This is a genomic window from Nostoc sphaeroides, from assembly GCF_003443655.1.
Classification (GTDB): domain Bacteria; phylum Cyanobacteriota; class Cyanobacteriia; order Cyanobacteriales; family Nostocaceae; genus Nostoc; species Nostoc sphaeroides.
This window is the reverse complement of sequence record NZ_CP031941.1, coordinates 4130510-4155055: the sequence shown is the minus strand read 5'-3', so window position 1 is coordinate 4155055 and position 24546 is coordinate 4130510. Positions and strand designations below refer to the sequence as shown.

General features: G+C 41.9%; 20 protein-coding genes and 1 pseudogene. 14 read left to right on the top strand and 7 right to left on the bottom strand.

All coding sequences use genetic code 11. The features are described 5' to 3' along the window. Positions 1-136 precede the first annotated feature (136 nt). A complete protein-coding gene (locus D1367_RS18555) occupies positions 137-1006 on the bottom strand; it encodes an SMP-30/gluconolactonase/LRE family protein (RefSeq protein ID WP_118167698.1) in 870 nt (289 codons plus the stop codon). 45 nt (positions 1007-1051) lie between these two features. On the opposite strand from D1367_RS18555, the gene D1367_RS18550 reads away from it, so the two are divergent. Next, on the top strand, positions 1052-1786 hold the full coding sequence (locus D1367_RS18550) for a Uma2 family endonuclease (RefSeq protein ID WP_118167697.1): 735 nt from the start codon (positions 1052-1054) through the stop codon (positions 1784-1786). Positions 1787-2295: 509 nt separating this feature from the next. Here D1367_RS18550 and D1367_RS18545 read toward each other — a convergent pair. Then, positions 2296-3234, bottom strand: a complete 939-nt coding sequence (locus tag D1367_RS18545) for an NAD-dependent epimerase/dehydratase family protein (protein ID WP_118167696.1) — start codon at positions 3232-3234, stop codon at positions 2296-2298. 277 nt (positions 3235-3511) lie between these two features. On the opposite strand from D1367_RS18545, the gene D1367_RS18540 reads away from it, so the two are divergent. The 10 genes and pseudogenes from D1367_RS18540 (at position 3512) to D1367_RS18500 (ending at position 12378) form a co-directional block, all read left to right on the top strand. Next, the gene (locus tag D1367_RS18540; RefSeq protein ID WP_118167695.1) at positions 3512-4651 is read left to right on the top strand and encodes a glycosyltransferase; all 1140 of its coding nucleotides are present in this window, start codon (positions 3512-3514) and stop codon (positions 4649-4651) included. A 114-nt stretch (positions 4652-4765) separates the two neighbouring features. Next, a complete protein-coding gene (locus D1367_RS18535; protein WP_118167694.1) occupies positions 4766-5521 on the top strand; it encodes an undecaprenyl-phosphate galactose phosphotransferase family protein in 756 nt (251 codons plus the stop codon). A gap of 720 nt (positions 5522-6241) precedes the next feature. Then, the gene (gene gmd, locus D1367_RS18530) at positions 6242-7321 is read left to right on the top strand and encodes a GDP-mannose 4,6-dehydratase (RefSeq protein WP_118167693.1); all 1080 of its coding nucleotides are present in this window, start codon (positions 6242-6244) and stop codon (positions 7319-7321) included. Between the two features lie 23 nt (positions 7322-7344). Continuing rightward, on the top strand, positions 7345-8289 hold the full coding sequence (locus tag D1367_RS18525; protein ID WP_118167692.1) for a GDP-L-fucose synthase family protein: 945 nt from the start codon (positions 7345-7347) through the stop codon (positions 8287-8289). Positions 8290-8356: 67 nt separating this feature from the next. After that, a complete protein-coding gene (locus tag D1367_RS18520) occupies positions 8357-8935 on the top strand; it encodes a 5-formyltetrahydrofolate cyclo-ligase (protein ID WP_118167691.1) in 579 nt (192 codons plus the stop codon). Between the two features lie 38 nt (positions 8936-8973). Then, entirely contained in the window at positions 8974-9984 is a 1011-nt protein-coding gene (locus D1367_RS18515; RefSeq protein WP_118167690.1) for a catalase family protein, read from the top strand. Positions 9985-10548: 564 nt separating this feature from the next. Further along, a complete protein-coding gene (locus tag D1367_RS18510; protein WP_118167689.1) occupies positions 10549-10890 on the top strand; it encodes a hypothetical protein in 342 nt (113 codons plus the stop codon). Continuing rightward, on the top strand, positions 10887-11312 hold the full coding sequence (locus tag D1367_RS18505) for an HNH endonuclease (RefSeq protein ID WP_118167688.1): 426 nt from the start codon (positions 10887-10889) through the stop codon (positions 11310-11312). The genes D1367_RS18510 and D1367_RS18505 overlap by 4 nt, the downstream gene beginning before the upstream one ends. A gap of 60 nt (positions 11313-11372) precedes the next feature. Next, the gene (locus D1367_RS32840) at positions 11373-11495 is read left to right on the top strand and encodes a hypothetical protein (RefSeq protein WP_267255652.1); all 123 of its coding nucleotides are present in this window, start codon (positions 11373-11375) and stop codon (positions 11493-11495) included. A 47-nt stretch (positions 11496-11542) separates the two neighbouring features. Continuing rightward, positions 11543-12378, top strand: a pseudogene (locus D1367_RS18500) (carbohydrate ABC transporter permease). A 96-nt stretch (positions 12379-12474) separates the two neighbouring features. Here D1367_RS18500 and D1367_RS18495 read toward each other — a convergent pair. Next, the gene (locus D1367_RS18495) at positions 12475-13128 is read right to left on the bottom strand and encodes a sugar transferase (protein ID WP_118167687.1); all 654 of its coding nucleotides are present in this window, start codon (positions 13126-13128) and stop codon (positions 12475-12477) included. A 454-nt stretch (positions 13129-13582) separates the two neighbouring features. Beyond that, positions 13583-17557: a hypothetical protein gene (locus D1367_RS18490; RefSeq protein ID WP_118167686.1), complete on the bottom strand. Its 3975-nt coding sequence runs from the start codon at positions 17555-17557 to the stop codon at positions 13583-13585. 555 nt (positions 17558-18112) lie between these two features. Between D1367_RS18490 and D1367_RS18485 the strand changes: the two genes are divergently transcribed. From D1367_RS18485 to cobT, 3 genes are all read left to right on the top strand, one after another. Beyond that, the gene (locus D1367_RS18485; protein WP_118167685.1) at positions 18113-18814 is read left to right on the top strand and encodes a Crp/Fnr family transcriptional regulator; all 702 of its coding nucleotides are present in this window, start codon (positions 18113-18115) and stop codon (positions 18812-18814) included. A gap of 486 nt (positions 18815-19300) precedes the next feature. Then, a complete protein-coding gene (locus D1367_RS18480) occupies positions 19301-20041 on the top strand; it encodes a DUF2232 domain-containing protein (protein WP_118167684.1) in 741 nt (246 codons plus the stop codon). A gap of 83 nt (positions 20042-20124) precedes the next feature. Continuing rightward, positions 20125-21312 (top strand): nicotinate mononucleotide-dependent phosphoribosyltransferase CobT, encoded by a 1188-nt coding sequence (gene cobT, locus D1367_RS18475; protein WP_118167683.1) that lies wholly within the window; start codon positions 20125-20127, stop codon positions 21310-21312. A 98-nt stretch (positions 21313-21410) separates the two neighbouring features. On the opposite strand, the gene D1367_RS32290 is transcribed toward cobT, so the two are convergent. The 3 genes from D1367_RS32290 to D1367_RS18465 all read right to left on the bottom strand — a co-directional run bounded on the left by D1367_RS32290 (position 21411) and on the right by D1367_RS18465 (position 24258). Then, a complete protein-coding gene (locus D1367_RS32290; protein WP_244944949.1) occupies positions 21411-22088 on the bottom strand; it encodes a hypothetical protein in 678 nt (225 codons plus the stop codon). 38 nt (positions 22089-22126) lie between these two features. Further along, the gene (locus D1367_RS32285; protein WP_244944948.1) at positions 22127-23371 is read right to left on the bottom strand and encodes a hypothetical protein; all 1245 of its coding nucleotides are present in this window, start codon (positions 23369-23371) and stop codon (positions 22127-22129) included. A gap of 518 nt (positions 23372-23889) precedes the next feature. After that, positions 23890-24258 (bottom strand): hypothetical protein, encoded by a 369-nt coding sequence (locus tag D1367_RS18465; protein ID WP_118167682.1) that lies wholly within the window; start codon positions 24256-24258, stop codon positions 23890-23892. Positions 24259-24546 lie beyond the last annotated feature (288 nt).

Here is a 24546-nt window from a genome sequence, read left to right as displayed (position 1 = left end):
AATCCTGTAAGATGTTGGGTTTCGTTCCTCAACCCAACCTACATATTTTTATTTTTGGGCTTCAACGAACCATATTGACTGTGGAGATAATAAACAATAGTACAATGGTTAAATTACCTGAAAATTGCCATAATTCCTAAAAATCATTATTAGGTAATCCAGTAACATCAGTTTGGAGAGCAAACAAATCACCAGAGTAAAAGCTTTTTTCGATCTCTGCTTGGCTGAGTCCAACTGAAGCAGTGGTAATATAAAGTGTTTGCAAATCTTCGCCGCCAAAAGTACAGCTAGTTGGCAATTGCACAGGTAGCTTTATCCGCAATATCTCTTCACCCTTGGGATTGAAACGAATTACACACCATCCATCCCACATAGCTGACCAAATATGTCCTTCACTGTCTATTGTCAACCCATCTGGATGGAAGGATTCATGAGTTAAATCAACAAAAACCCGACGATTACTAATATTTCCTGTTACTGAGTTAAAGTCATAAGAATATATCTTTTGCTGCGGAGAATCTGCTAGGTAAAATGTCTTTTGATCGGGACTCCACCCCAAACCATTAGAAATAGTCAATCCTGTTTCCATTACATGCAATGAACCGTCTTTATCATAGCGATAGAGGCTAGCATGGGGTTTTTCTAAAGAACACATTGAGCCAAACCAAAAACGTCCTTGAGGGTCACATTTACCATCATTGAGACGGTTATCTGGTAAATTTCCTTCAATTTCCAAAATGGGGGTAACTACACCTGTCTGGGTGTCGAGGAATGCCAGGTGATGACGCAGTGCCATAATTAATCTATCTGCACCTGCTGTTGCGATCGCACCTACGACATCTCCCACATCAAAAAAGCTGTTTTCCCCCGTAGCAGGGTTGAACTGATGCACCCGATGGTTATAAATATCAACCCAGTACAGTAGGCTTTTGCTAGAATCCCAGATGGGGCCTTCACCTAAGCGGGCCCTGGCTCCTAGAACATTCTGGAGTGGATATTGTCCCATAACCAGTTAATTTAAATATTAAATCTTCAAAAGTATATACCTAATATGTACCAAACAGACCCGCCGCGCCCTCCAAAAGAAACTCTACCCACCATGTATGATCTTCCCAGTGAATACCCGGAGGACTCTGGTTTGCCTGACGAATTTCACCTTTTTCAACCCCAACTTCTGCGCGAAACCTTCTGTCCACCTAACTATCCAGCAGAGGAGGTATTTGTTGCCACTGACTTAAACCTTTACTATGATCTCCGGCATACACTGTGGTACAAACGCCCGGACTGGTTTGCTGCTGTGGGAGTTTCGCGTCTCTACGAACAGCAAAACTTGCGTCTGAGTTATGTCATCTGGCAAGAAGGGGTTGCTCCTTTTGTCGTGGTAGAATTGCTTTCTCCTGGCACTGAAAAAGAAGACTTAGGACAAACTCTGCGGGAGATTAACCAACCGCCGACCAAATGGGAAGTTTATGAGCGGATTTTGCGAGTTCCTTACTACATTGTGTTTGACCGCTACACAGATAAACTTCAAGCATTCCAATTAATTGCAGATAGTTACAGCGAATTAGACTTGACTACCCCACGAGTGTGGATGCCGGGTTTGGAACTGGGCTTAGGACTTTGGCAAGGTTCTTACCAACGAATTGAGCGATTGTGGCTACGTTGGTATGATGCATCTGGGAATTGGCTTCCCACACCCCTAGAGAAACTAGAACGAGAAAGTCAACGTGCTAACAGATTAGCAGCACAACTGCGAGAGTTAGGCGTTAACCCTGATGAGTTGTGAAAGTGCGATCGCATCATTAAGGGCACACAGCGATCTGACTTTTCACGTTATGTGGAAAAGCTAACGATTTACCTAACCCCCTAACCCCCAACTCGTCGCTCTAAGGGGGAAAAGTCAAAGTCTCTCTCCTAAGAGGAGAGAGAAATAGAAGAGAGGTTTTCCAGATACCGTAAAAAGCCAGACACAGCGATGCGCCCCTAAACATATTTACTCACCGAATTTTAGATTTTATATTTTGAATCTTAAATCCAAAATATAAAACAATACAGTTCAGTTAAGGATTTTTGGTACTGATTTTAGACCTGTAGAGACGCGAAATTTCGCGTCTCTAGCAAGGTTTTTCGGCTTAACTGAACGGTATTGAAATATAAAATATAAAGGGGTTTGAGAGAAAGCGAATTCAAATGCGAGAATAAATCTAAAATCCAAAATCCAAAATTTTTAATTGAAGCCCCTGCATTCATACATGGGGTCAATTTAAAATCCAAAATCTAAAATCCAAAATTGACTTACAACGCTTGTAAAATCTCTTCATCTACAGAGAAATCAACATCAGCTTTATCTTTTGCATTAGCTAAATAGTCATTTTCTAGAGAATCTTGTAACCCAGAAATCAAATCATATTCAGGATGCCAATTTAATTCTGTTTGTGCTTTGTTCACCGAAGCAAAGAAATGCTGCACCCGCATCGGAAAAGCTTTGCGTTTGCCAAAATCAAACTTTTTCGGGTCGTAATGGACGATTTTTACAGCATCGGGTGATTTGCCAGCCGCTACAGCACTAGCACGGGCTAAACCATCAAAAGTGACAAAGCGATCGCCAGAGATATTATAAATCTGTCCTATGGCTTGTTTATTCCCCAAAACCTTAGTCAAAGCTTGTGCCAAGTCTTTTACATGACCTAACTGGGTGATATGCAAGCCATTTCCGGGGATGGGAATGGGGCGATCGCGCACAATTCTATCAAAAAACCAGCCTTCTAACTCATTATAATTACGAGGCCCGTAAATATAAGTAGGACGAATGGAAGTAAAAGGTAATCCCAATTGAGTTAGATAAGCTTCTGTTTCATGTTTACCTTTATGGCGACTTTTAGGATCTACTGAATCGCCTTCTACATGGGGCAATTGGTCAGATTTGAGATATACCCCCGCAGAACTCATATAGACAAAATGTTGCACTCGGTCTTGAAAAATCTCTGCTAGTGGTTGAGTATCAGTAAGTTCCCGCCCATTATTGTCAAAAATGACATCAAAGTTTTCTTCTGATAACTTTGCCTTTAATTGAGTAGCATCAGTGCGATCGCCTATAATTTGTCCTACTCCCTCTAAAGAAGGTGCTGGCCGATTTCCCCGATTGAACAGCACCACCTCATGTCCTTGTTCCACTAGTAGTTGAGTCAAATAGACACCAATGAACCGAGTACCGCCCATAATCAGAATTCGCATAAATTCGCCCTTTCTATATGATTTTTCATCAAGGGGGTGGAGATTGGGGATTAGGAACTAGGGACAGAAGGAAATGCCCCATGCCCAATCCCCAATCTGAGATTATCAGGTTGCAGCATCCATCTGGAACCTCTAAGCGAAAGATTGCGTCCCATTTGCTAATCTAGGGCACTTTCCATTAATTATTAATCACAAGAGGAAAAATTTTCAGTCGGAGTCTAAGAAAACTATCTTCAATTTTGAATGCCTGAATGCGTGAATTTTGAATTGTTTAGCTGTGCCCTTGAAATATGCTCTGGTTCATGAGTGGCTGACACCCAAAGCCACCGGTGGTTCAGAACTCGTTGTCCGAGAAATTTTGAATCACATTGATGCTGATTTGTATGCCCTCATCGATTTTGAATCCAGTAATCCTGAAAGTTATTTATATAAGCGTCAAATTGGCAAGACGTTTCTCCAGAACTTTCCATCTGCCCGCAACGGTATACAAAATTACTTGCCTTTGTGGCCTTTGGCAATTGAACAACTTGATTTGCGGCATTATGACGTAATTCTGTCTTCATCCCACGCTGTTGCCAAAGGAATTCTTACCACTCCCGAACAGATACATATTTGCTACTGTCACAGCCCTATGCGCTATGCCTGGGACTTGACTTTTGATTATCTACGCCACAGCAAACTAGGCAGTGGTTTTCCTGGATGGGTAACGCGATATTTATTACATAGTTTGCGTCAGTGGGATGTATTAAGTGCCAATCGAGTTGATTACTTCATTGCCAACTCGCAACATACAGCTCGGCGGATTTGGCGTTGCTATCGACGAGAAGCAACAGTCATTTACCCACCAGTGAATATTGCTCAATTTCCATTTCTGTCTGAAAAAGACGACTTTTATCTGACTGTTTCCCGCTTAGTGAGTTATAAGCAAATATCGTTGATTGTCAAGGCTTTTAATCAACTAAAACGACCATTAGTAGTCATTGGTACAGGAGATGAAATGAACAAGATTCGTGAAATGGCAAACTCTAATATCCAAATATTAGGATGGCAACCCGATAATGTGGTAAAAAAATATATGTCTAGGGCTAAGGCGTTTGTATATGCAGCTTGTGAAGATTTTGGTATTGCCCTAGTGGAAGCACAAGCCTGTGGCACGCCAGTGATTGCCTACGGTGCAGGGGGTGCTTTAGAAACAGTGCGAGATATTCGCTCTTGTGCGGATACAGGGACAGGTATATTCTTCAAGACGCAAACAGAGGCGGCTTTAGTGGAGGCAGTAGAAAAGTTTGAAGTGTATGAGGGTTCGTTCAGTTCTGAGTATATGCGATCGCACGCCGCGCAGTTCTCACCGCAGATTTTTGCAGATCGTTATTTAGATTTTGTAAACAAATGCAACGAAAAAAGACCATTTTTATAATGATGGTCTTGAATAACGTCTTATTTTTTTAGGCTTTTGGCAATTTTCCCCAGAAGCACCTCATTTTGGCTTTAATATTGGGACTATGTGTGGTGTGGATTATTAAGGAGTATGATGACTGCCCAGAGCTCACTCCTCTCCGGCAAACGAGGCGTAAGGCAAGACACCAGAGCGTCTACGCGTTTCTTAAAACGCCCTCAAAAAACGAAAACACCAAAAGTTAAACCCAAAGGTTTATCTTTTCAGGGTTTAAACGGAGAGTTTGCTAAACGACTGTTCGATATAGTGTTTTCGCTGTCGGTGTTAATTTTGTTCTTCCCCGTCTACTTAATTTTGGCCTTGCTGATTGCTTTCAGCTCACAAGGCCCAATTTTTTATATCCAGGAACGGGTAGGGAAAAATTACAAAACGTTTAATTGTATTAAATTCCGAACAATGGTAAGCAATGCGGACGAAATCCTCATGCAAATGATGGAAACATCCCCCGAATTGCGAGAAGAATTTGAAAGCAGTTTTAAGCTAAAAAAAGACCCCCGGATTACCGAAATTGGCCGATTTTTGCGAATTACTAGCTTAGACGAATTTCCCCAGTTCTGGAACGTTTTAAAAGGGGACATGAGTGTAGTCGGCCCCCGACCCTTAGTAGCAGAAGAACTGCCAAAATACGGTTCTTACATTGATGAGATTTTAACGATCCGTCCAGGAATTACAGGTTTGTGGCAGGTGTCTGGGCGTAATGATATACCCTACCCTCGGCGAGTCCAAATAGACCTGCATTATGCTAGGTTTAGGAATTTATGGCTTGATTTATGGATCATCTTGAAAACTGTTGATGTAGTCATTCTGCCCAAAAATAACGGGGCATACTGAGTAACTACTTAGGGTCAATTCTGTGGGGCAGTTAATGCCCCTAAATACCAATTCTTTCCCTAAGAGTAAACGATTGGTTCTTCTTTATTTATTAAGACTTACTCAAAATATCTCTCAAACTCCTATTTCTCCGTGTCCGGTTATTGAGCGTTCGCGTAGCGTCTCCAAGAGTTGTCGAAATACTGCACCTCTGTGGTAGCCTGCGGCAAGCCACTTAGTGTCTACGTTATTCCGTAACTCTTGCGTAAGTCCTATTTATATAGCAATACGCTTGGGTTAGAGCCAAAAACCTTAAACTGCGTAGGTTATCCTTAACTGAACTGTATTGATTTATATAGTTATTTATAATTTATGGGTTTCTACTTAGCTTAGACTTCTTCGAGTGTACATGTGTGGTTCGCTTTGCTCTTATTCTGAATTTTTATTGTGGGGTGGGCATCTTGCCTTTGACTATGTGCTCTCGTGTCGCCCACCCCATAAGATTGGATAATTTATTTCTTGGAAGTGCTTAGTAAAAAAATATACAGAATGAAACAATCTTGATATATCTAAGTTTAATTTACATGTTAAATTACTTTTTATTAAGTATATCTATTGATGGAGAAAGTCTTTTAAGAACAATAACTCGTAGGTTTCCCATTAGCAATTCAGCAATTAGCTGCTAAGTTGTATCAGATTGGCTGTAACTTTTTAATCAAAGACAATAAGGGATAATTGAGCATGACGCAACTGAAGCGAGCGTTGATTACTGGTATTACTGGTCAAGATGGTTCATATCTAAGTGAGTTTCTGTTGGAACAAGGTTATGAGGTTCATGGCATTATTCGCCGGACTTCTACCTTTAATACAGACCGCATCGATCACATTTACGAAGACCCCCATAAAGAGGGAGTGCGGTTATTTCTTCACTATGGTGACTTGACAGATGGTACAACGTTGCGACGCATTTTAGAAGAAGTCCAGCCAGTAGAGATTTACAACCTGGGCGCTCAATCCCATGTCAGAGTAAGCTTTGATTCACCAGAATACACGGTGGATGCTGTCGGAATGGGTACGCTACGTCTGTTGGAAGCAATTCGGGACTATCAACACCGTACCGGAATTCAGGTGCGATTTTATCAGGCGGGTTCTTCAGAAATGTACGGTTTAGTACAAGCAATACCTCAAACTGAGACAACGCCCTTTTATCCCCGCAGCCCTTATGCCTGTGCGAAAGTTTACGCCCACTGGCAAACTATAAATTATCGTGAGTCTTATGATTTGTTTGCTTGTAATGGCATACTTTTTAACCACGAGTCACCACGCCGGGGTGAAACCTTTGTAACTCGCAAAATTACTAGAGCAGTGGCTGGTATCGTTGCTGGTAAGCAGAAAAAAATTTACATGGGTAATTTAGACGCCAAGCGAGATTGGGGCTATGCAAAGGATTACGTCAAAGCAATGTGGTTGATGTTGCAGAAAGACCAGCCAGACGATTACGTAATTTCTACTGGTGAAACCCACTCGGTGCGAGAGTTTTTGGAACTAGCATTTAGTTACGTAAATCTCAATTGGGAAAATTATGTAGAGTTTGATGAGCGTTACCTCCGTCCATCTGAGGTAGAGTTGTTGATTGGTGATTCTTCCAAAGCCCGCCAGAAGTTGGGCTGGGCACCATCAGTAACTTTTGAAGAACTAGTTTCTTTAATGGTAGAAGCAGACTTACAAGCATTGGGTCACACTTCACCAAATGGAAATGGTTCGCAATTTCCATTAGATATTGCTACTAGTCGTCAACAACTCGGCGCTTTGCACTTCTGATTCGCACCACAGAGGATAAAAATATGACCGCCTTAGAACTAAATAATAAACGCATTCTCGTCACCGGTGGGTCGGGGTTTCTAGGTCGTCAGGTGATAGATCAACTGTGTATTGCAGGGGCTGATCGTGAGAAGATTACAATCACGCGATCGCGCGATTGTGATTTACGTGTTTGGGAAAATTGCCAACGCGCAGTTGACCAGCAAGACGTAATTATCCACCTAGCAGCTCATGTTGGGGGTATCGGTCTGAACCGTGAAAAACCCGCAGAGTTGTTCTACGATAATTTGATCATGGGAACGCAGCTAATTCACGCTGCCTATCAAGCTCGAGTAGAAAAATTTGTTTGTATTGGCACAATCTGCGCCTATCCTAAATTTACTCCCGTGCCATTCAAAGAAGATGATCTTTGGAATGGCTACCCAGAAGAAACCAACGCCCCCTACGGAATTGCAAAAAAAGCCCTTTTAGTCCAATTGCAATCTTACCGCCAGCAGTACGGTTTTAATGGGATTTATCTACTGCCAGTGAATTTATATGGCCCAGAAGATAACTTTGACACAGGAAGTTCTCACGTTATTCCAGCATTAGTTCGCAAAGTTCACGAAGCCCAAATTAAGGCAGAAAAGCAACTTCCAGTTTGGGGTGATGGCAGTCCCACCCGTGAGTTTTTGTATTCAGAAGATGCCGCGCGGGGGATTGTTATGGGAACTCAATTCTATAACGAATCGGAACCAGTTAACTTGGGAACAGGTTATGAAATCTCCATCCTTGATTTAGTAACTCTAATCTGTGAATTGATGGAGTTTAAGGGTGAAATTGTTTGGCAAACTGACAAGCCAAATGGTCAACCCCGCCGTTGTTTAGATACTGAACGGGCAAATCTTGCCTTTAATTTTACGGCTCAGGTGGGCTTTGAGCAAGGGTTAAAGAATACCATTGAGTGGTATCGTCAACACGCTGCATAACAATGTACTGGTGAGTGTAGAGTGATACAAGCTGGGTGATGCCCAGCTTATTTTTTGGACTATTTTTATGGACAAAGTTAATCATCAATTAAATAAGGCAGAACTACGGCGCACTCTACTCAAAACACGTCAATCAATGCCCGTTCAAGAGTGGAGAGAAAAAAGCGATCGCTTATGCTCTCATTTACAAAACTCTACTTTATTCACCCAAGCAAAAACAATACTAGCTTATTTCAGCTTTCGCCAAGAACCCGATCTCAGTCCACTATTTGCAAACACCAAATACCGTTGGGGATTTCCTCGCTGCATTGATAAAAAATCCCTATCTTGGCATATTTCGACACCGAATGATTCTATCCAAAGCGGCGCTTATGGCATTACTGAACCACACCCCGACGCTCCCCTATTAAATCCGGCTGAAGTGGATTTGATTCTTGTCCCCAGTGTCGCTTGTGACTATCGAGGATATCGCCTGGGCTATGGCGGTGGATATTACGATCGCTTGCTCAGTTTACCGCAGTGGCAGACAAAGCCGACTATCGGAATTGTCTTTGAGTTTGCCTATTTGTCTGAAATACTTATAGAACCTTGGGATAAACCACTACAAGCTGTTTCTACGGAAACCGGATTGACTCAGAAAGGCTGAAGCATTCAGGATAATGAAGACACATTATCAAATGTTTTATGACTAACCCAACGTCATCTACCACTGAGCAAGAAGCAATCATCGACGACATTATAGCAGGTAGTCTCCAAGCTCAACAAAAAACCGGCCCAGACCTCCGCCAAATTCATAGCAAAAGTCATGGACTCCTTTCGGGAGAGTTTATTATTGAACCCAATCTTTCTGAAGACCTGAAAGTAGGTTTATTCAAAACGCCCCAAACCTATCCTGTGTGGATTCGTTTCTCTAATGGTGGTGCGCCTCAAAAGCGTGGTCAATTCAACTCCGATAGCCAACCTGATGTTCGCGGTATCGCCATTAAGGTGATGAATGTGGACGGGCAAAAAGTGCTGGATGATGAAGAAAAAACTCAAGATTTTATACTCAACAATTATCCTATTTTCTTGACTAAAGACGTTCGTGATTATGCTGATCTTTCCAGAGCAGGTAGTGGAGAACTTACCCCAGAGCGGCTGGAGGAACTTGGTTACGCCTTTGCTATCTTGCAAAAAATTGGCAGCCATAAGATAGGAAATCCACTTTTGATTCAATATTGGAGCATGGCTCCGTTTAAGTTTGGTAGTCGCATTGTAAAATTGTCTGTCAAATCTCAACAGCCGGAACAACAACCAGAAACACTTCCAGAATCAGAAAATTACCTCCGAGAAACGCTGGTAAAATATTTGACTGAAGAAGGGAAAGAAGCGTCTTTTGACTTTTTAATTCAGTTTTATGTAGATGATGAAAAAACACCGATTGAAGACCACGTTAAAGAATGGCAAGAAACAGATTCCCCGTTTATTAAAGTTGCAACTGTCCGCATTCCCAGCCAGAAATTTGACTTTGAAGAACGCAAACGTTTAGACGAGGGTATATTGTTTTCCCCTTGGCATACACTGCTAGAGCATGAGCCTGTTGGAAGTGTAAATCTATCTCGTAAGAGGCTTTACAGCGAACTTGCAAAGTATCGGCGAGAACAAATTGCCCAACGTTTGCGGGAACCACAACCTTATGTAGCGGTTGAAGATTAACTACTGTGAATTAGCTTAAAATTACCAGTTAAAAATTCAAAATCGTTGCATTAAAGACATTTTCAAAGGGGGATTTAAACCCCTACTGAAAACGAGCCAAGTCGGAACCACTCCTTCTCAGAGGTACGTTTATGGTTGGGGTATTAGAACCCTTTAATTTACAATCAATGCTTAACGGAACTGTATTCTGCTATCAGGGCTATTTCATTTTCATCTAGCCCGCCTCAGAATGAATTCTGAGTCTAATAGCGAAAGTCATCTAAAGATGACTGAGACTCATGTTCTAGTCCGTTAAAACGGACTTTAGCTAAAAGCCAAAGAACTTTAGTTCTGGGCGGTTTATGTATAGAATGAAATAGCCCTAATTATGCTATTGAATTGCTCAGGACTTATGCAATAACTCTCTGAAACTCTTATTTCTTTGTGTCCTTTGTGTCCTTCTCCCAAGGGGAGACGCTGCGCGAATGCGGTTCGTTTTTTCATTATTTTGCGTAAGTCCTGTTGCTTTAACAATATTTTTGGTGATAGATTACTATAAAATTAATCAAATTCTTAAGTAAAGCCATGTCTGACTCAGTTCAGTATGTCACTAACGCAGAGGGAAAAAAAGTTGGAGTACTGTTAGATTTAGAAACTTATCAAAAGCTAACTAACTTATCTGTAGATTCTGAATTATTGATGGGTTTAAATCTAGATGAATTGCAAGCTTTGGCAGAAAGTTATTTATCTCCCAAAGCTCAGATACAGTTACAAGAATTATTAGTTAAAAATTCTGAGAATGATTTGTCACATGACCAAACTGAAACCTTAGACAGATTATTGGCACAGGTTGACCAATTAAATATTCTTAAAACTAGAGCTAGATATACCTTAAATATTTTTCAAAATAAACAGCAACTAGCGTGAGTGTTTACATTCCTGTTGAATTAAAAAAGGAAATTCGTAATTATTTTGCTGATTGTTGTGCTTACTGTCGCACTGCTGAAGCTTTAACAGTCACTACCTTTGAATTTGAGCATATCATTCCCTTGTCTGCTGGAGGGAAAACTATATTTGAAAATCTCTGCTTGGCTTGTCCATCTTGTAATCGTTATAAAGCAACTCGCCAAACAGCAATTGACCCTAATACTCAGAATGAGGTTAAATTATTTAATCCACAACAGCAACTGTGGGCAGACCATTTTACTTGGAGTGAAGATGCTACAGAAATTGTAGGACTTACAACCATTGGTAGAGCAACAATCTATACTTTAAAAATGAATCGTCTGCAATTAACTCGTGTGCGGAAAATGTGGGTGAAAATGGGTGAGTATCCACCAAATATTTGAGCAAGTGCAAAATATGTAAAGCAAGTTGTAGTCTCAATACGGTTCGGTTAGGGTTTTTTGATGAAAATTCTAAATCACAAAGACGCGATAAATCGCCGTCTCTACAAAGGATTAATTATTGTAGAGACGTCGATTTATCGCGTCTTTTGGCTTAACCGAACCGTATTGGTTGTAGTCTTATAAATAAAATTGTAATAAATATTTACAAATTTCGGAAAGTTATTAATCAAATGCTGAACTGGAAAAAATCACGATCGCAAATTCTGTTAATGTATGCGCTATTGGGAGCGATCGCACTGGTGATGCTCTTTCCTTTACTATGGCTAATTAGCACAGCCTTAAAATCACCCACGGAAAATATTTTACAGTCGCCGCCACAGTTATTGCCTGCCTCACCTACACTAGATAACTTTTTTAGTGTGTGGAACTCTTTACCTTTTGGACAATACCTGTATAACAGTACTTTGGTGTCAGTGCTGACTGTGGGCTTAAATCTGCTGTTTTGCGCTTTAGCTGCCTATCCGTTGGCAAGATTATCATTTGTCGGGCGAGACTGGATTTTTGTGGCGGTCGTCTCTACGATTATGATTCCCTTCCAAATCGTGATGATTCCCCTTTATATTTTGACAGTCCAGTTGGGTTTAAGAAATAGTTATTTAGGGATGATTTTTCCGAGTTTAGCTTCTGCCTTTGGCATTTTTCTGTTACGCCAAGCTTTTATGAGCGTACCCAAAGAGATAGAAGAAGCCGCCCGCATGGATGGCAGTTCGGAGTTAGGTTTGTGGTGGCATATTATGTTACCAGCAATTCGCCCAGCATTGGTAACTTTAGCTATATTCGTATTCATTGGTGCTTGGAGTGACTTTTTATGGCCTTTAATTGTCATCCAAGACGAAAATTTATACACTCTTCCCTTGGGAGTCGCAAAGCTAGCAGGTACATTTTCTCTTGACTGGCGCTTAGTAGCTGCTGGTTCAGTAATTGCGATCGCTCCAGTATTATTACTATTTTTGTTTTGCAACGTTACATTGTACCCACGGAAACTGGTAGCGGCGTCAAGGGTTGAAGAAGAAGTTAGAACAAGAAAGTGGTAGATGAGGGACAAGAATTAATAACAAATAACAAATGACAAATGACAAATGACAAATGACAAATGACAAATTCAATAAGCCCCAGTCTTTTTCAAGACTACCCAAATAGTTTTAATAATTAGACTCAGGTCATAAGTTATAGACCATTTGCGTTGATAATCTATATCCATCTTGACAATGGTTTCAAAGTCTGTGATGCTAGAACGCCCATTAGCTTGCCATTCTCCAGTAATACCTGGTTTAACTCGCAATCTATCCCAATGGTGTGGATCGTAATGGCTGACTTCATCAGGAGTGGGTGGACGAGTACCAACTAAACTCATGTCCCCTACGAGAACATTCCAAAATTGGGGAAATTCGTCTAAACTAGTACGCCGCAAAAATTTACCCACAGGAGTAATGCGAGGATCGTCAGCAGATTTAAAGATGTGACCTTTGGCTTGGTTTTCAACCAAATGCTTGAGCTTATCAGCATCGACGATCATCGAACGGAATTTCCAGATGCGGAAAGTTTTTCCGTTCAAACCACAGCGAATTTGGGAATAAAATATTGGATTTGGCTCATGAACAAAGGTAACAATTGCTACAAGAATTGCTACCATAAATGTAATTATCAGCCCCACAATGGCTCCAACAATGTCAATTAATCGTTTTCTCACGCTTAAGGTTGACGGGTGGAAAGGCTGTTGCGAACAATTAACTGAATAAAGATAAAGATGATTCACAACGACTAACTTATCTACAACAGGACTTTTTGAATCAGTAGTGTAGACATGAACATAATTCTTAGGCGATTTTTACTGCTTTTGTCGTTACCACTGAGTGTTAACATACGCAAAAATCAAGCAATATAAAAACCGAAAACCCAAAGTTTACAGAATCTTTTAATTAAGGTGGAAATTTGTAAAATTACAGTATTTCATAGCATCCAATAAAAAAATAGTGTTATTGGTACACATGCCAAATATTACTGTGTTGAGAGCAGAAAGCCCATCAGTATCTTCGCTACTTAGAAAGAAACATCCGTGATGTAAGTAAAACGGCGTAAATAATTTGCATGTTTGTAGTAAGGACTTCATTCCTTCTTTTAGGACTAAAGTTCTTACTACGAAATCGATTACACTAATTTTACATTACTAAACATATTTCGATTTATTCGCACCGACTTACTTACTAATCTCAATGATTAACCTCTAAAGCGAAATTCACTAAGTATGCTTCCTCCAGTGATTGCTGATTACTAGCCTTGATTGCATCTAGATAGCGACGCAAAGACAACAGTTGTTGAGAATTAGGACGATAAGTGAGATTGCCTTGTTTCTCAAAAAGTGGTGCTGTAGCGATCGCCTGATAGTCAGGATTTTCTTGGGAACTCTGAGTCAGCCAAGCCGAATCTATAACTGAAGGTATCAAACCGGAAGGCAGTTCACCTTCCAAAAAAGCCAGCAGGCGTTGCTGACAAGTGCGAGTATTGATCCCACGACCCTCAAATAACTGGATAACTTCACCGAAAGACAAAGATCGGTCTGGTAGCAGCCGCAGCAATTCTGTAAATAGGAAATAATCAGTGTATTGTTGTCTGGGTATATCTAATATCTGGGGATGCAAAGGCAGCATCGCCAAACCATAAGCAACGCGACTGCAATGAGGAGCGCCGTTTTCGCCGAGATATAAATCTTGAATAATTTTAGCGCTGGGGAGTTTTTGCCGTAGCCAACGATTCACCGTCCCGACACAAGCCACCCCACCAGTCAGGATAGCTTGATTAATGGATTCTGTGGGGATGCCACGAGCTACCAATAACTTGTTGAGTTCTCGGTTCAGGCGACGCACAAAGGGGATAAATACCTGGCTTTCTAAATCTCGTCGCTGCAAAATCCATTGCTGATCGGCCAATTCTAGGGTGAAAGACTCTTGGTGTTGCAATATCAGCTTTAGAGCTAATGCCGCATCTAATACCGCCTGTCCCAGCAGGGAACTTTCTAGACGCTGCTGGAGGCGAATCCGAGTGGTGATATCTGGTTCTCCGACTCTGGGTAGTTCTAATTGTTCCAACCCTAAACTCTGCCAGCGCATTTGGTCTAAACCGGGAATTGACGATTGCCATTGCCAAGGATTATTGGTGGTAGTTTTGCGCTCGCTTTGTGTTTCTTTTCGTAATTGCCGAGATTTCGGTGGCAATAGCAGCTGGCAGATTATATCTTGTTCAATTCCCTTACCAGCATAAGCAAAACTGTGGAGCATGAAATCATTGTATGTCAATTCCTGCAATGTTTCTGGGAGATTTACCAACAACATTTCTGTGGCAGCTGTGCCAATGTTAATCACAAGGGTATTGCCAACAATGGGATCTTCGCTGGTTTTTGCCGGATGAGAACCCTGATGGTTGCTTAATTTTACTTGCTCACCGTTAGCAGCATCGAGTTCTGGGAGTAAACTAGCGATCGCTTCTTCGACGAAAAAGACTTGCTGCGGATGTTGGATGAGTTTACTGGTGAGTAAAGCTTCTCGCACGTTAAAGCGGTATTGTTCCGACCAACTAGATGGACAGGTGCAAATTACACCAGCAATATTATTGATAATCTTGGGAAAATCTTGTTCGCTGATCCCCATAGCAGCAGCCATTAAACTAGGGGTGGTACTAGTTTTTTCGGATTTGAGGGTTAATAATAACTTAGATAGCGATCGCACAACCCAAATTAAAGGGCCTGCGGAAAATTCATTTAATTGCAAAACAGGTTCCCATTTCTGCCGTTCACTCTTGTAGGGAATGGCTACTTGTAAATAAGGCTTCAACTGTGCCGAGTAGAGATTATTTGTCGTCGCATCTGTTGTTGATCGTGTTGCAGGAGTGTTGTCCGAGCGATCGGGCACTTTATCTTGGGCAACAGCCGCAGGTGCAGTCCGCTCATGTACTTCTATACTTTCGTTCTCTCCGTGGGGTACAGAAGCTGTAGGCAGATAAACCTCTGTTGGTAAACGAAATGATTGCTGGAAGGAAGTTTTTCCCGGCGGATTTTCTGCTGACCAATAGATAGGATGTACAACAAAAGTAGAGCGATTTAATAAGGCGGCAGAAATTCCTGTTGTACCTAAATCAATTCCTAAATACCAGACTGATTGTAGAACATTGAGCGATTCTGGATTGTTAATGGAGTTGGAAATTGGAGGTAAAGAACTTTCTTCAACAGGAGTAGTGACTTCATTTTGTTGTTCAGTTTCTACCTGGGGAACTGCCAAAGTAGAGAAAGCAGTAGTTGAGGTATTTTCTGTTAGCGGCTCAGGGGAAGTTATGGGAATTATGTCTTGATTTTCATCAAGTAGTTCTGAGAAAATATCCAAGTTGGTAGCTGGCTGCAACTCAGAATTTAGCTGCCGATCAAAATTAGCCAAATCCCGATCTAATTGCTGCAACTGTTCTTCATCTAAAGAAATATCAGGTACGGCTGGAGCCTGGTTTGACTCAACAGCAAGTAAGTTTTCTTGTGGCGAAGCAGCAATGTAGTCATCTGAAAACGGTTCTGGTTGCTCGTCGTTAATTAATACTTCCGGTTTGGCAATCGCAATTTCCGCAATTTCCGCTACTTCTGGAGTAGCTGGTGCTGTAATTGTGCCATTATCCTCATAAAATGATACTTCCAGCAGTTCCAGATCGTTACCTGTATCTGGCAATAGCTCAGTTAGAGTATTAATTGTATCAGCGCTAGCTGGCTGATTGCCGATCTCCAAGCTGTCTGTTGCGGAAACTGCTTGTGGTGTAGAGAAATTAACAAACTCTAGGTCTGTATCTTCAAAAAATAGTTCTTCCTGTGAATCTGATGAATCTATGGTTTCTACTGGAGTCTGTTGGGTTGTTTGTGGGTTAACGTTGCTCAGATTGAACAGATCCGTATCTGCTGTTACAGCCTCAGAATCCCCAGTTGGAGGGACAGATGCGCCCTCAGCGATGTTCGACGTTGATTCTGAGGCTGGGGAAACCTCAACACTTAGATTATTAACAGCACCAGTACCAAACAAGGTGGCGTAAAGTTGGTCTACTTCATCACCAATTAAAGCAGAAATATCTTGTGGTAACTCGGTCTGCTGGGAAGATTGAGACGAGTCTATACCAAGCTGCAACAGCACTGTATCTAAATCTTCTGCGATCGTAGTATCCTGTTGCTTAGGATCAATTGTGAGTGAAGATGTTTCTGGCTGTATAAGCTCCAACGGTTGAGTTGCAATTCCAGCAGTAATCTCGGCTGGGTCAGGCAATGATGGTGATGTATCAGATTCTACCTCAAGGAAAGATAGCTGGGAACTAGGCGATCGCTCCTGCAAATGCTGGGTCAAATTGTTGAGAAAGCTGGCCATCAACTGTTCGCCTTGCATCCCCTGGCTATGCATTCTTGCCAATCCTTGCGACAGCGACTCGTGATAAGTATTAATATTGCGTTGTAGTGCTTCAAATACTACATTCACAGTCCCATCTAGTGATAATAAACGTTGATCCAACTCCCTGGCCAGGTGAGTTAAACGCTCTGTAGGGTCTGGGGATTCTAATAACGGTTGAGTTGCCGAGATTCCTGGTTCTGAGTTTGCACTATTTGCTCCTGAAGAACTGGCGGAATTTTCCCGCGTTTGTGCTAGCAGTGGCGTTAAAGTTGGCACAAGACGACTCATGAGTACCTGTAAAAACTCGGTAATCATCTGCTCCTGGTTTGTCAACTGCTGCGCTAAGGAGAAATTTTGCAATCGCCTTTGCTCTAGCTGCTTAATTTCCTGTATGAGAGCGGCTCGCTCTTGCAAGAGCAATTCTAATTCCGATCGCAATGGCTGGATCAAGCTCGAAAATTCACTTTTTAATTGTCTTGCGCCAACAGTACTGTGTTCCTGATTGAGTTCGGGCTGGGGTAGTGGATACTGGTTATTACCTTGATCAATAAATTTTGTTAATAAAGGCGATCGCGGTTCTTCAGAAGACTGATTTGGGATGCCATTCTCTAATGCTTCTTTTTCTTCTAGCCTCACCAAGAAGTTGCGAATTCGTTCTAAAACTTCTTTAGGCTCTTGCGCCTGACCAGACAGAAATCTAGACACACGCTTGCCACCACTGGCAAGTAAGTTGTCAATGTCTGCGATCAACTTTTGAATTTCGTCTGCACTGGAAGTCACTTTTCCTACCTTACCTAGAGATGTATGTCAACTAATCTGACAATTACTTTACAATCACCGTACCCCTATGGGCGACGCTGCGTGTAGCAAGATCCCCATAGGAAAAGTTTTGAGTGGCAAAAGCCGTTTTGGACTTGTGACTGTCATTATGTTATGGATTACCGGGAGTCGTGGCAATCTTCGGTCAGCTTTTGTGTGAGAAGCTTAGTTTTACAGATCATTAATTACCTATTGCATGAAAATCGCTAAAATACCTGAGCAATAATTTACTCCCTTTAGTATCATTGATGTTGTTTGCCTATATTCTGAACTAATCAAGTTTGCAGTGCAGCTAGTGCCTAAGCTATACAATTGCCGGCTATAAACTACTTTTTGCAAAACTTTTACCCCGTTTAAACTTATAGGTAAAGATTATTTAGAAAAACGTTCTTGTCGCTTTCTTATGTAGCATAGTTTAGTTTTCTTTTTGAAAGGGAGCTGTGCAATGATAGCTTAGGCAGAAAATGGCGCTCTTGTTTGTTGTGTGTATATAGCCGCTTGAATAAAGATGTCGTAATGGAAGACCGATATAGCTTGCAAGCACAGGCTAATTCCTGGATGATTGCCTCGGCTCCCTTTTTTCAAGGGTTGCCAGAAACTGCTGTAGAATCAGCCCTCATCCATCTTGTTACCCGCACTCACCCAGCCAATCAGGTAATTCTGCTAGAAAATGACTGGGGCGGTTCTGTGTATTTTATTCTGGACGGATGGGTAAAAATTCGCACCTACAATCTGGAGGGAAAAGAGATAACGCTGAATATTCTTGGTAAAGGGGAATTGTTCGGCGAAATGGCGGCGCTAGATGAAGTGCCTAGATCCACAGATGTGATTACCTTGGCCCCAACGATAATCGGTAGTATGCCTGCTCAGGATTTTGTCAAGTTACTTCAGATAGAACCCTTAGCGGGAGTTCGATTGGCGCAACTAATGGCACGACGTTTGCGGCAAGTAAATCGCCGATTGCGGTTGCGGGAATCTGATAGCCAGTCACGGGTGGCAGATACGTTGGTATTTTTGGCAGAAGGACAGGGAAAAAAAGGGCAAACAGGAACTGAAATCCCCAATTTACCTCATCGGGAATTGAGTAGTTTGAGCGGACTGGCGCGGGAAACTGTAACAAGAGTATTGACAAGACTAGAAAAAAAAGGCTTGATTAAACGGGATCAAGATACTATTTGTATTCCCGATTTGTCAGCCTTAGAAAGAATGATCGTGTAACCTAACCCGCCGTAAGACGGACGTAGCTCTCCCAATTCATCGGGAACAGCCTCCAGAACTCCGTAGTTTTTTTGGTCTTACATTCCCTCCTCTTGTCAGAAGTCCTGGTTCCCAAGACCCAAATATTTTTCTTGCTACACTTTACCTATACAGCTTGGTTTTCGCTTACGGCATTGGTGGTCAAGACCCAACAATTCTAAGCTGATGTGCGCCTAAATTGTATAAACACTCTTTACGGTCGTTAACTGTTAACTGTTGACAGGTTTTCGGTTATCAGTCATCAGTCATCGGTCATCAGCCTTCATGTAAATGTTCAAGTTAAATGCGTAACAGCTTATCAGTTTATTTTGGGGATTCGTCATACATCTGATATTTGTTAATGCTTGGCAAGAAATCAATATCAGATGCAATCCTCATCCCCCGCTCTTTATCCCCACAGAGATGAGTACATTGAAGGTGGGGACTTCCGTGACACGTTAAAAACTTATGAGTATTTTAGATTCTCTGCCAGATGAGCCGGAGGAAGATCCATCCCCTGAATCTCCAACTCCCCACAATCATTGGTTAGACAAAGAACAGCAGTTAATGCCTCCTCAACTCAAGGCTGATGCACCTTTGAGGATGGTGGAAACAGCGTTTTTAGCCAGTGCCGCTAGCTTGATTTGGTTTATTAATTTCTACTTTCCCTTAGGCCCAGTTTTGCGGATATTTTTTCCGGTACCGATCGCTCTAGTTTATCTGCGTTGGGGCAGGCGTGCGGCATGGATGGCAGCACTCACCTCTGGGTTACTGCTGACGGTACTGATGGGGCCAGCCCGCAGTTTGCTGTTTGTCATGCCCTACGGGTTTATGGGCGTACTTTTAGGAGCGACATGGTGTCGTCGTCGTGTTCCCTGGATTGTTTCTATAACCTTGGGTACGCTGTTGGGTACTTTGGGAGTCTTTTTTCGGCTGTGGTTGTTGTCTGTTTTGTCAGGTGAAGACCTGTGGATTTATGTAATTACCCAGGTGACTGAGTTCATAGAGTGGGTATTTTTGAAGCTGAGTTTTTTGGCGAGTCCCAGCGTGTTTTTGATTCAAGTGGGAGCGATCGCTTTAATTGTACTCAACAACTTTATCTACCTTTTTATGGTACACCTGGCAGCATGGTTGCTTTTTGATCGGCTGGGTAACCCCATTCCCCCTCCACCACGCTGGGTACAAGTCCTTATGGATTATGAAGGATAGTTAGGAGTTAGGAGTTAGGAGTTATGAATTAAACTCCTAACTCCTAACTTCTAACTTCTAACTTCTAACTTTTAACTTTCCAAATGATTAGTATTTATACGCAAAAAGAACAGGGTGAAGAATGGCTACGACGGTATCGTGGCTGTCTACCCGTATTTGCCTGCGTTTTAGGATTTACTGAAACTGGTTTAATTCCAGGGATTTCAGCAGCCGGTCGCACTCCAGAGGATCGGAAATATACTGCTTGTGCCGATGCCGAGTTTTTGTATTACGGCCCAGAACATAAAGCCCAATATCCCTTACCACCATTAGCTGCTGGGGCTTCACCTGTGCTGATTTCTCGCGCTGTTTTTGAGTCGCTAAAGATACCAGTTAATTTGTTTAATGCTGGTTTACCCCAGCCTCCGGCTGTGCCAGTAATTGATTTGGGCGGCATGGCTGCTCGGTGTTTAAGTAGTGGTGCTGCTATGGAAATCACAACAGTACACCAATTGTTTAAACAAGGGCTACTTTGGGGAGAACGCCTTGCTGCCAATAACCAACATAAGTATGTGATTCTCGGTGAGTGCGTCGTTGGAGGCACTACAACTGCCCTGGCAATCTTAACTGGTTTGGGTATAGATGCTGGCGGAAAAGTTAACAGTAGCCACCCTATTTGTAACCACGCGCAAAAGTGGGCACTAGTGCAAGCTGGGCTGGAGAAGATGAGGGGGAGTAGGGAACTCTTAGCAGGGGGAGCAGGGGGAGCAGGGGGAGAAAATTTTACTTTGTCCTCCTCAGTTAACCCCTTGCAACTTGTCGCTGCTGTGGGCGATCCGATGCAAGTGGTGGTAGCTGGGATGGCGATCGCAGCTAGTCGGAGTTGTGGTGTAATGTTGGCTGGTGGGACGCAAATGCTGGCGGTTTATGCGCTGATTAGTGCGATCGCTCAAACTTACGCCTTATCATGGCAACCAGAAGAAGTAGTTGTAGGCACAACTCGCTGGGTAGCAGAAGACCCAACTGGCGCTACAGTTGACTTAGCCCTCAATTTAGGAAAAGGCAGCTTAACTAAGAGTGGAAGAATCCCTCCCCTATTAGCAACTCATCTGAGCTTTGCTGATTCTCGTTATCCCCAACTTCGAGCTTATGAGCAGGGCTTTGTCAAAGAAGGTATAGGTGCTGGAGCCGCTTGCATAGCCGCCCATCTTAGCCAAGATTGGCAGCAACAACAACTTTTAGCAGCCATTGAAGCCCAACTTGAACGCTTACAGCTATTTTTAGTTAAATAGACCACCCGGTAGGGGCTTTAGCATTGCTGTGCCCTTACGACAGATGTGGTTCAAATAAATGAAAACTGCTGTAACCTACGATATCAGCCGTAGCTTAATTAAAAACTTCCAGGATTGTCATCAAGTGCCAGCAAGAAATTAATCAGGTCTGCTTGCTGGTTAGAATTAAACCCAGCCTGTCTATCCACGTAGAACTCATGACCTGTGCCATCAATGTTACTAAACACTAATCCAGGGTTAGCTTTATTGGCTTTTATAACTAAGGCACGCAGATCACGATCAACTAAAGCACGCAAGCTGCTAGCAGCATCGGCTGCTATACCTTGGTTGAGAGTGCCAGTTAACCCTAATCCACTCTTGTCAACTACCGTAAAACGACCATTTGAGTTAACGTTCAAACTTCCTGCCCTTACTGCTACACCACCATCATGCAAATATGGTGCGCTTAAATAAAGACCACGCAAGGAAGTAGTTTTATAACCGCCTTTTGGCAATATACCTTTGGGTAGAGTTGTGGGAGTATCAGATATACCCTGCGTTGGTATATCCAGCACTTCAGCGTTAGCAGGTATGGGAACTGGAGTATTAAAAGTGTATAACTTGGATGGCACTAACAATTTATTCAGCGCCAAGCGAGACTGAGCACGGGCTGGGTTAGTACGAATTTTATCAAGTGGATGAATTTTGTTGTCGGTGAAAAATGGTGAAATATGACAAGTAGCACAATTAGCTTTCTCAAATACTTTTGCGCCACGCTTAACAGAATTGCTATTCAACGCTTGCCAGTTCTCCGAAGTCTGGTTTGCAGGTGGTACTAAGCTATTTGAAAAGCAGACATAGCATTGTTAGCAAATAGGAAAGTGCCGCTAGCAATATCTCCAGGCTTTCCACTATTGGGGCTAAAAACCAAACCGTTGCTTGTAAATAGATTGATTTGCAGATTTGGATAAGTTCCTGTACCAGGGGCAGCAACTTGATCTTCTAATTCTGCTTCTGTAGGATTCGGTGCGATCGCTCCCCGCAGCCACTCCGAGGGTTTTAGTGTCACACCTTCTGGTAAACGGAGGCTAGGAACGGCAGCATTCTGAAGAAATGTACCAATATAAACTTCTGGGTCAATACCAAGCGTTTTTGAACTTAATTGAGCAGCTGCCAACAAGTTAATTTCTGAAGAATGGACAGCGCTGGTGAGAGAAGTCAGTCCCCCAAAGGGGCCAACAGCCGCAGATCCATCTGCACCATAAGGCTGACTCTTAAATGTGAATAAACTGGGAATTTGGGTGGTGTTATTAATACCATCTGGTGAACTCTCGAAATTACCAGAAGGTAAACCTAGTAAGGCATCATCAAAAGCTTTTTCAAACTTTTTCGGATCTGGTAATCTGACTACATTACCTTTACTGTCAATAATAGTTTTGCCATTACCTTGATATTGTGGGTCTAGAGGGTTGAATTTTGCCCGCGCAAACGCCGCCGCTGAATTTGGTGCTAAGGCAAGCAAAAAGGGAAAAGCAAGTTCACTATTGGGGACTCCCGGAAGACGTTTACCTTCCTTGGAAAGAGTTACATGACAAATTGCACAAGTAATGTCGCCATTAGGCGCACTTCCGAGAATATTCCCTCCTTTGTCCACTTTTAAGCCTGTATTAATAACAGTTCCTTTGAGAAAAGTCCGACTACCTAAAGGGATATCCTTCAAAAGGGTAATTTGCAAGTTGTTTGTTGGCTGACCTTGCAAATTATAAACTGCTCTCGTATATTCTTCTGCAAGAATAGCAGAGCCTTGCCCAAGACCGAATACTCCTTGTAAACCAAATGTGTCGCCAATTTTCCGGTTGAAGAATATATCTTCACCTTTTGCGATTAATTCCTGAGTAATTTTAACTGCTCCTACCCGTTGATAGGAAATGGGATTTTTTGGGTCGAGTCCTTTATTTACAACTAGTTGTGATGCTTCTTGAGGACTCAGCAGTTTACCGAAATAGTCGTAATAGCCTAGCGGTTGAGTCGGCGCAGGTTGCAAAAGGTCAATTTTTGCAAAAGCTGTCTGGCTTGTCATCAACCAATTTGATAACAAGATGCCAAAAACACTAATGACAAAAACGCAGATTAATAAGAAAATCTTGGTTTTTGAACGAAACAAAACCCTAAAGACATCAGTCTTAGGGTTGTTGTGTTTTGGTTTCATAGTGAGGTAGTAACTAAAAGTCTATAGGTAGGTATATCACACTATTACGTAGATATATGCAATAGTGTGTTTAAGTTTTTTATCAATTTGATGGCTGGATTAGTTGCTGATACTTAAATATATGCCCACAGTGCGATCGCTCCACATTCAAATAACATGCTCTTATGTTGTTAACGCTACACTAACGTAATTAAGTTTTGTAAGGAGATTTATGGCAAAATTCAGAGCGCCGATTTTTGGTACTCTGAATTTTGTAAGAGAGAAAGAGCTACAAAATTTGCCAAACAGTTAGTTGCTATGCAACTTAAACTTCCAAAATTAGTTAAAACTAAAGCTTTTACTTCCCTCTATCCAGCCATTTTTTTTAATTCGTTGAACTCAGGCTAAATTTAATGAATTCTCTCTCTGAGTAATTGTTCTTCCAAGGCAGCAATGCGATTGTATGCTGCTGTTAATTGCGCTGTTAGTCGTTGTATTTGAATTTCTGGTGTTATATTATCTCCACCTTGACGATGCATATCTAGATAAATGCCATCTATCAAGACATCTTTGTGTTCCATTTCTGGATTTAAATTGTTACGTCTGAACTGGTAGCCACTAGCTGCGCCATTTTCCTGATAATTATCCTTTGGTTGTGTATTCGCTAAAGAACACTCTGAGAAAGCTTGAGCAACTTTACTGTCAAGCTGCTCAATCACTTGGCAGAGCGCATCCAGTTTTTCGCTTAAAGTCAGGATTTGCTTCTGTAATGGCTCCATTTAATCCCCTCATCCGTACATTTTCTTTATGTTATTCAATTTACTCTCAATCTTAACTATACTTAGGGATTATTTAAGTATTGATAATTTTTGATGCAAATCTGACATTTAAATCATTACTTCTAAATATAAGTAAAGTTTGACTATAAGTACTATTAAGGAAATTTAAGTAGTAAAATTAATCTTTGGGTAGTTATTTGTCGAAAAACTCGCTATTTTGAGCCAAATACTCAAATCTGTCGGTATTAACAAGAATAAATATCGGTAATTTTCCAATTTTACTTTTTA

What these genes read in the sequence shown, in the direction of transcription:
- D1367_RS18555 (WP_118167698.1), bottom strand. Translation starts at nt 1,006, where the DNA reads ATGGGACAATATCCACTCCAGAATGTTCTAGGAGCCAGGGCCCGCTTA.
- D1367_RS18550 (WP_118167697.1), top strand. Translation starts at nt 1,052, where the DNA reads ATGTACCAAACAGACCCGCCGCGCCCTCCAAAAGAAACTCTACCCACC.
- D1367_RS18545 (WP_118167696.1), bottom strand. Translation starts at nt 3,234, where the DNA reads ATGCGAATTCTGATTATGGGCGGTACTCGGTTCATTGGTGTCTATTTG.
- D1367_RS18535 (WP_118167694.1), top strand. Translation starts at nt 4,766, where the DNA reads ATGACTGCCCAGAGCTCACTCCTCTCCGGCAAACGAGGCGTAAGGCAA.
- gmd (WP_118167693.1), top strand. Translation starts at nt 6,242, where the DNA reads ATGACGCAACTGAAGCGAGCGTTGATTACTGGTATTACTGGTCAAGAT.
- D1367_RS18525 (WP_118167692.1), top strand. Translation starts at nt 7,345, where the DNA reads ATGACCGCCTTAGAACTAAATAATAAACGCATTCTCGTCACCGGTGGG.
- D1367_RS18520 (WP_118167691.1), top strand. Translation starts at nt 8,357, where the DNA reads ATGGACAAAGTTAATCATCAATTAAATAAGGCAGAACTACGGCGCACT.
- D1367_RS18515 (WP_118167690.1), top strand. Translation starts at nt 8,974, where the DNA reads ATGACTAACCCAACGTCATCTACCACTGAGCAAGAAGCAATCATCGAC.
- D1367_RS18510 (WP_118167689.1), top strand. Translation starts at nt 10,549, where the DNA reads ATGTCTGACTCAGTTCAGTATGTCACTAACGCAGAGGGAAAAAAAGTT.
- D1367_RS32840 (WP_267255652.1), top strand. Translation starts at nt 11,373, where the DNA reads ATGAAAATTCTAAATCACAAAGACGCGATAAATCGCCGTCTCTACAAA.
- D1367_RS18485 (WP_118167685.1), top strand. Translation starts at nt 18,113, where the DNA reads ATGGAAGACCGATATAGCTTGCAAGCACAGGCTAATTCCTGGATGATT.
- D1367_RS18480 (WP_118167684.1), top strand. Translation starts at nt 19,301, where the DNA reads ATGAGTATTTTAGATTCTCTGCCAGATGAGCCGGAGGAAGATCCATCC.
- cobT (WP_118167683.1), top strand. Translation starts at nt 20,125, where the DNA reads ATGATTAGTATTTATACGCAAAAAGAACAGGGTGAAGAATGGCTACGA.
- D1367_RS32285 (WP_244944948.1), bottom strand. Translation starts at nt 23,371, where the DNA reads ATGACAAGCCAGACAGCTTTTGCAAAAATTGACCTTTTGCAACCTGCG.
- D1367_RS18465 (WP_118167682.1), bottom strand. Translation starts at nt 24,258, where the DNA reads ATGGAGCCATTACAGAAGCAAATCCTGACTTTAAGCGAAAAACTGGAT.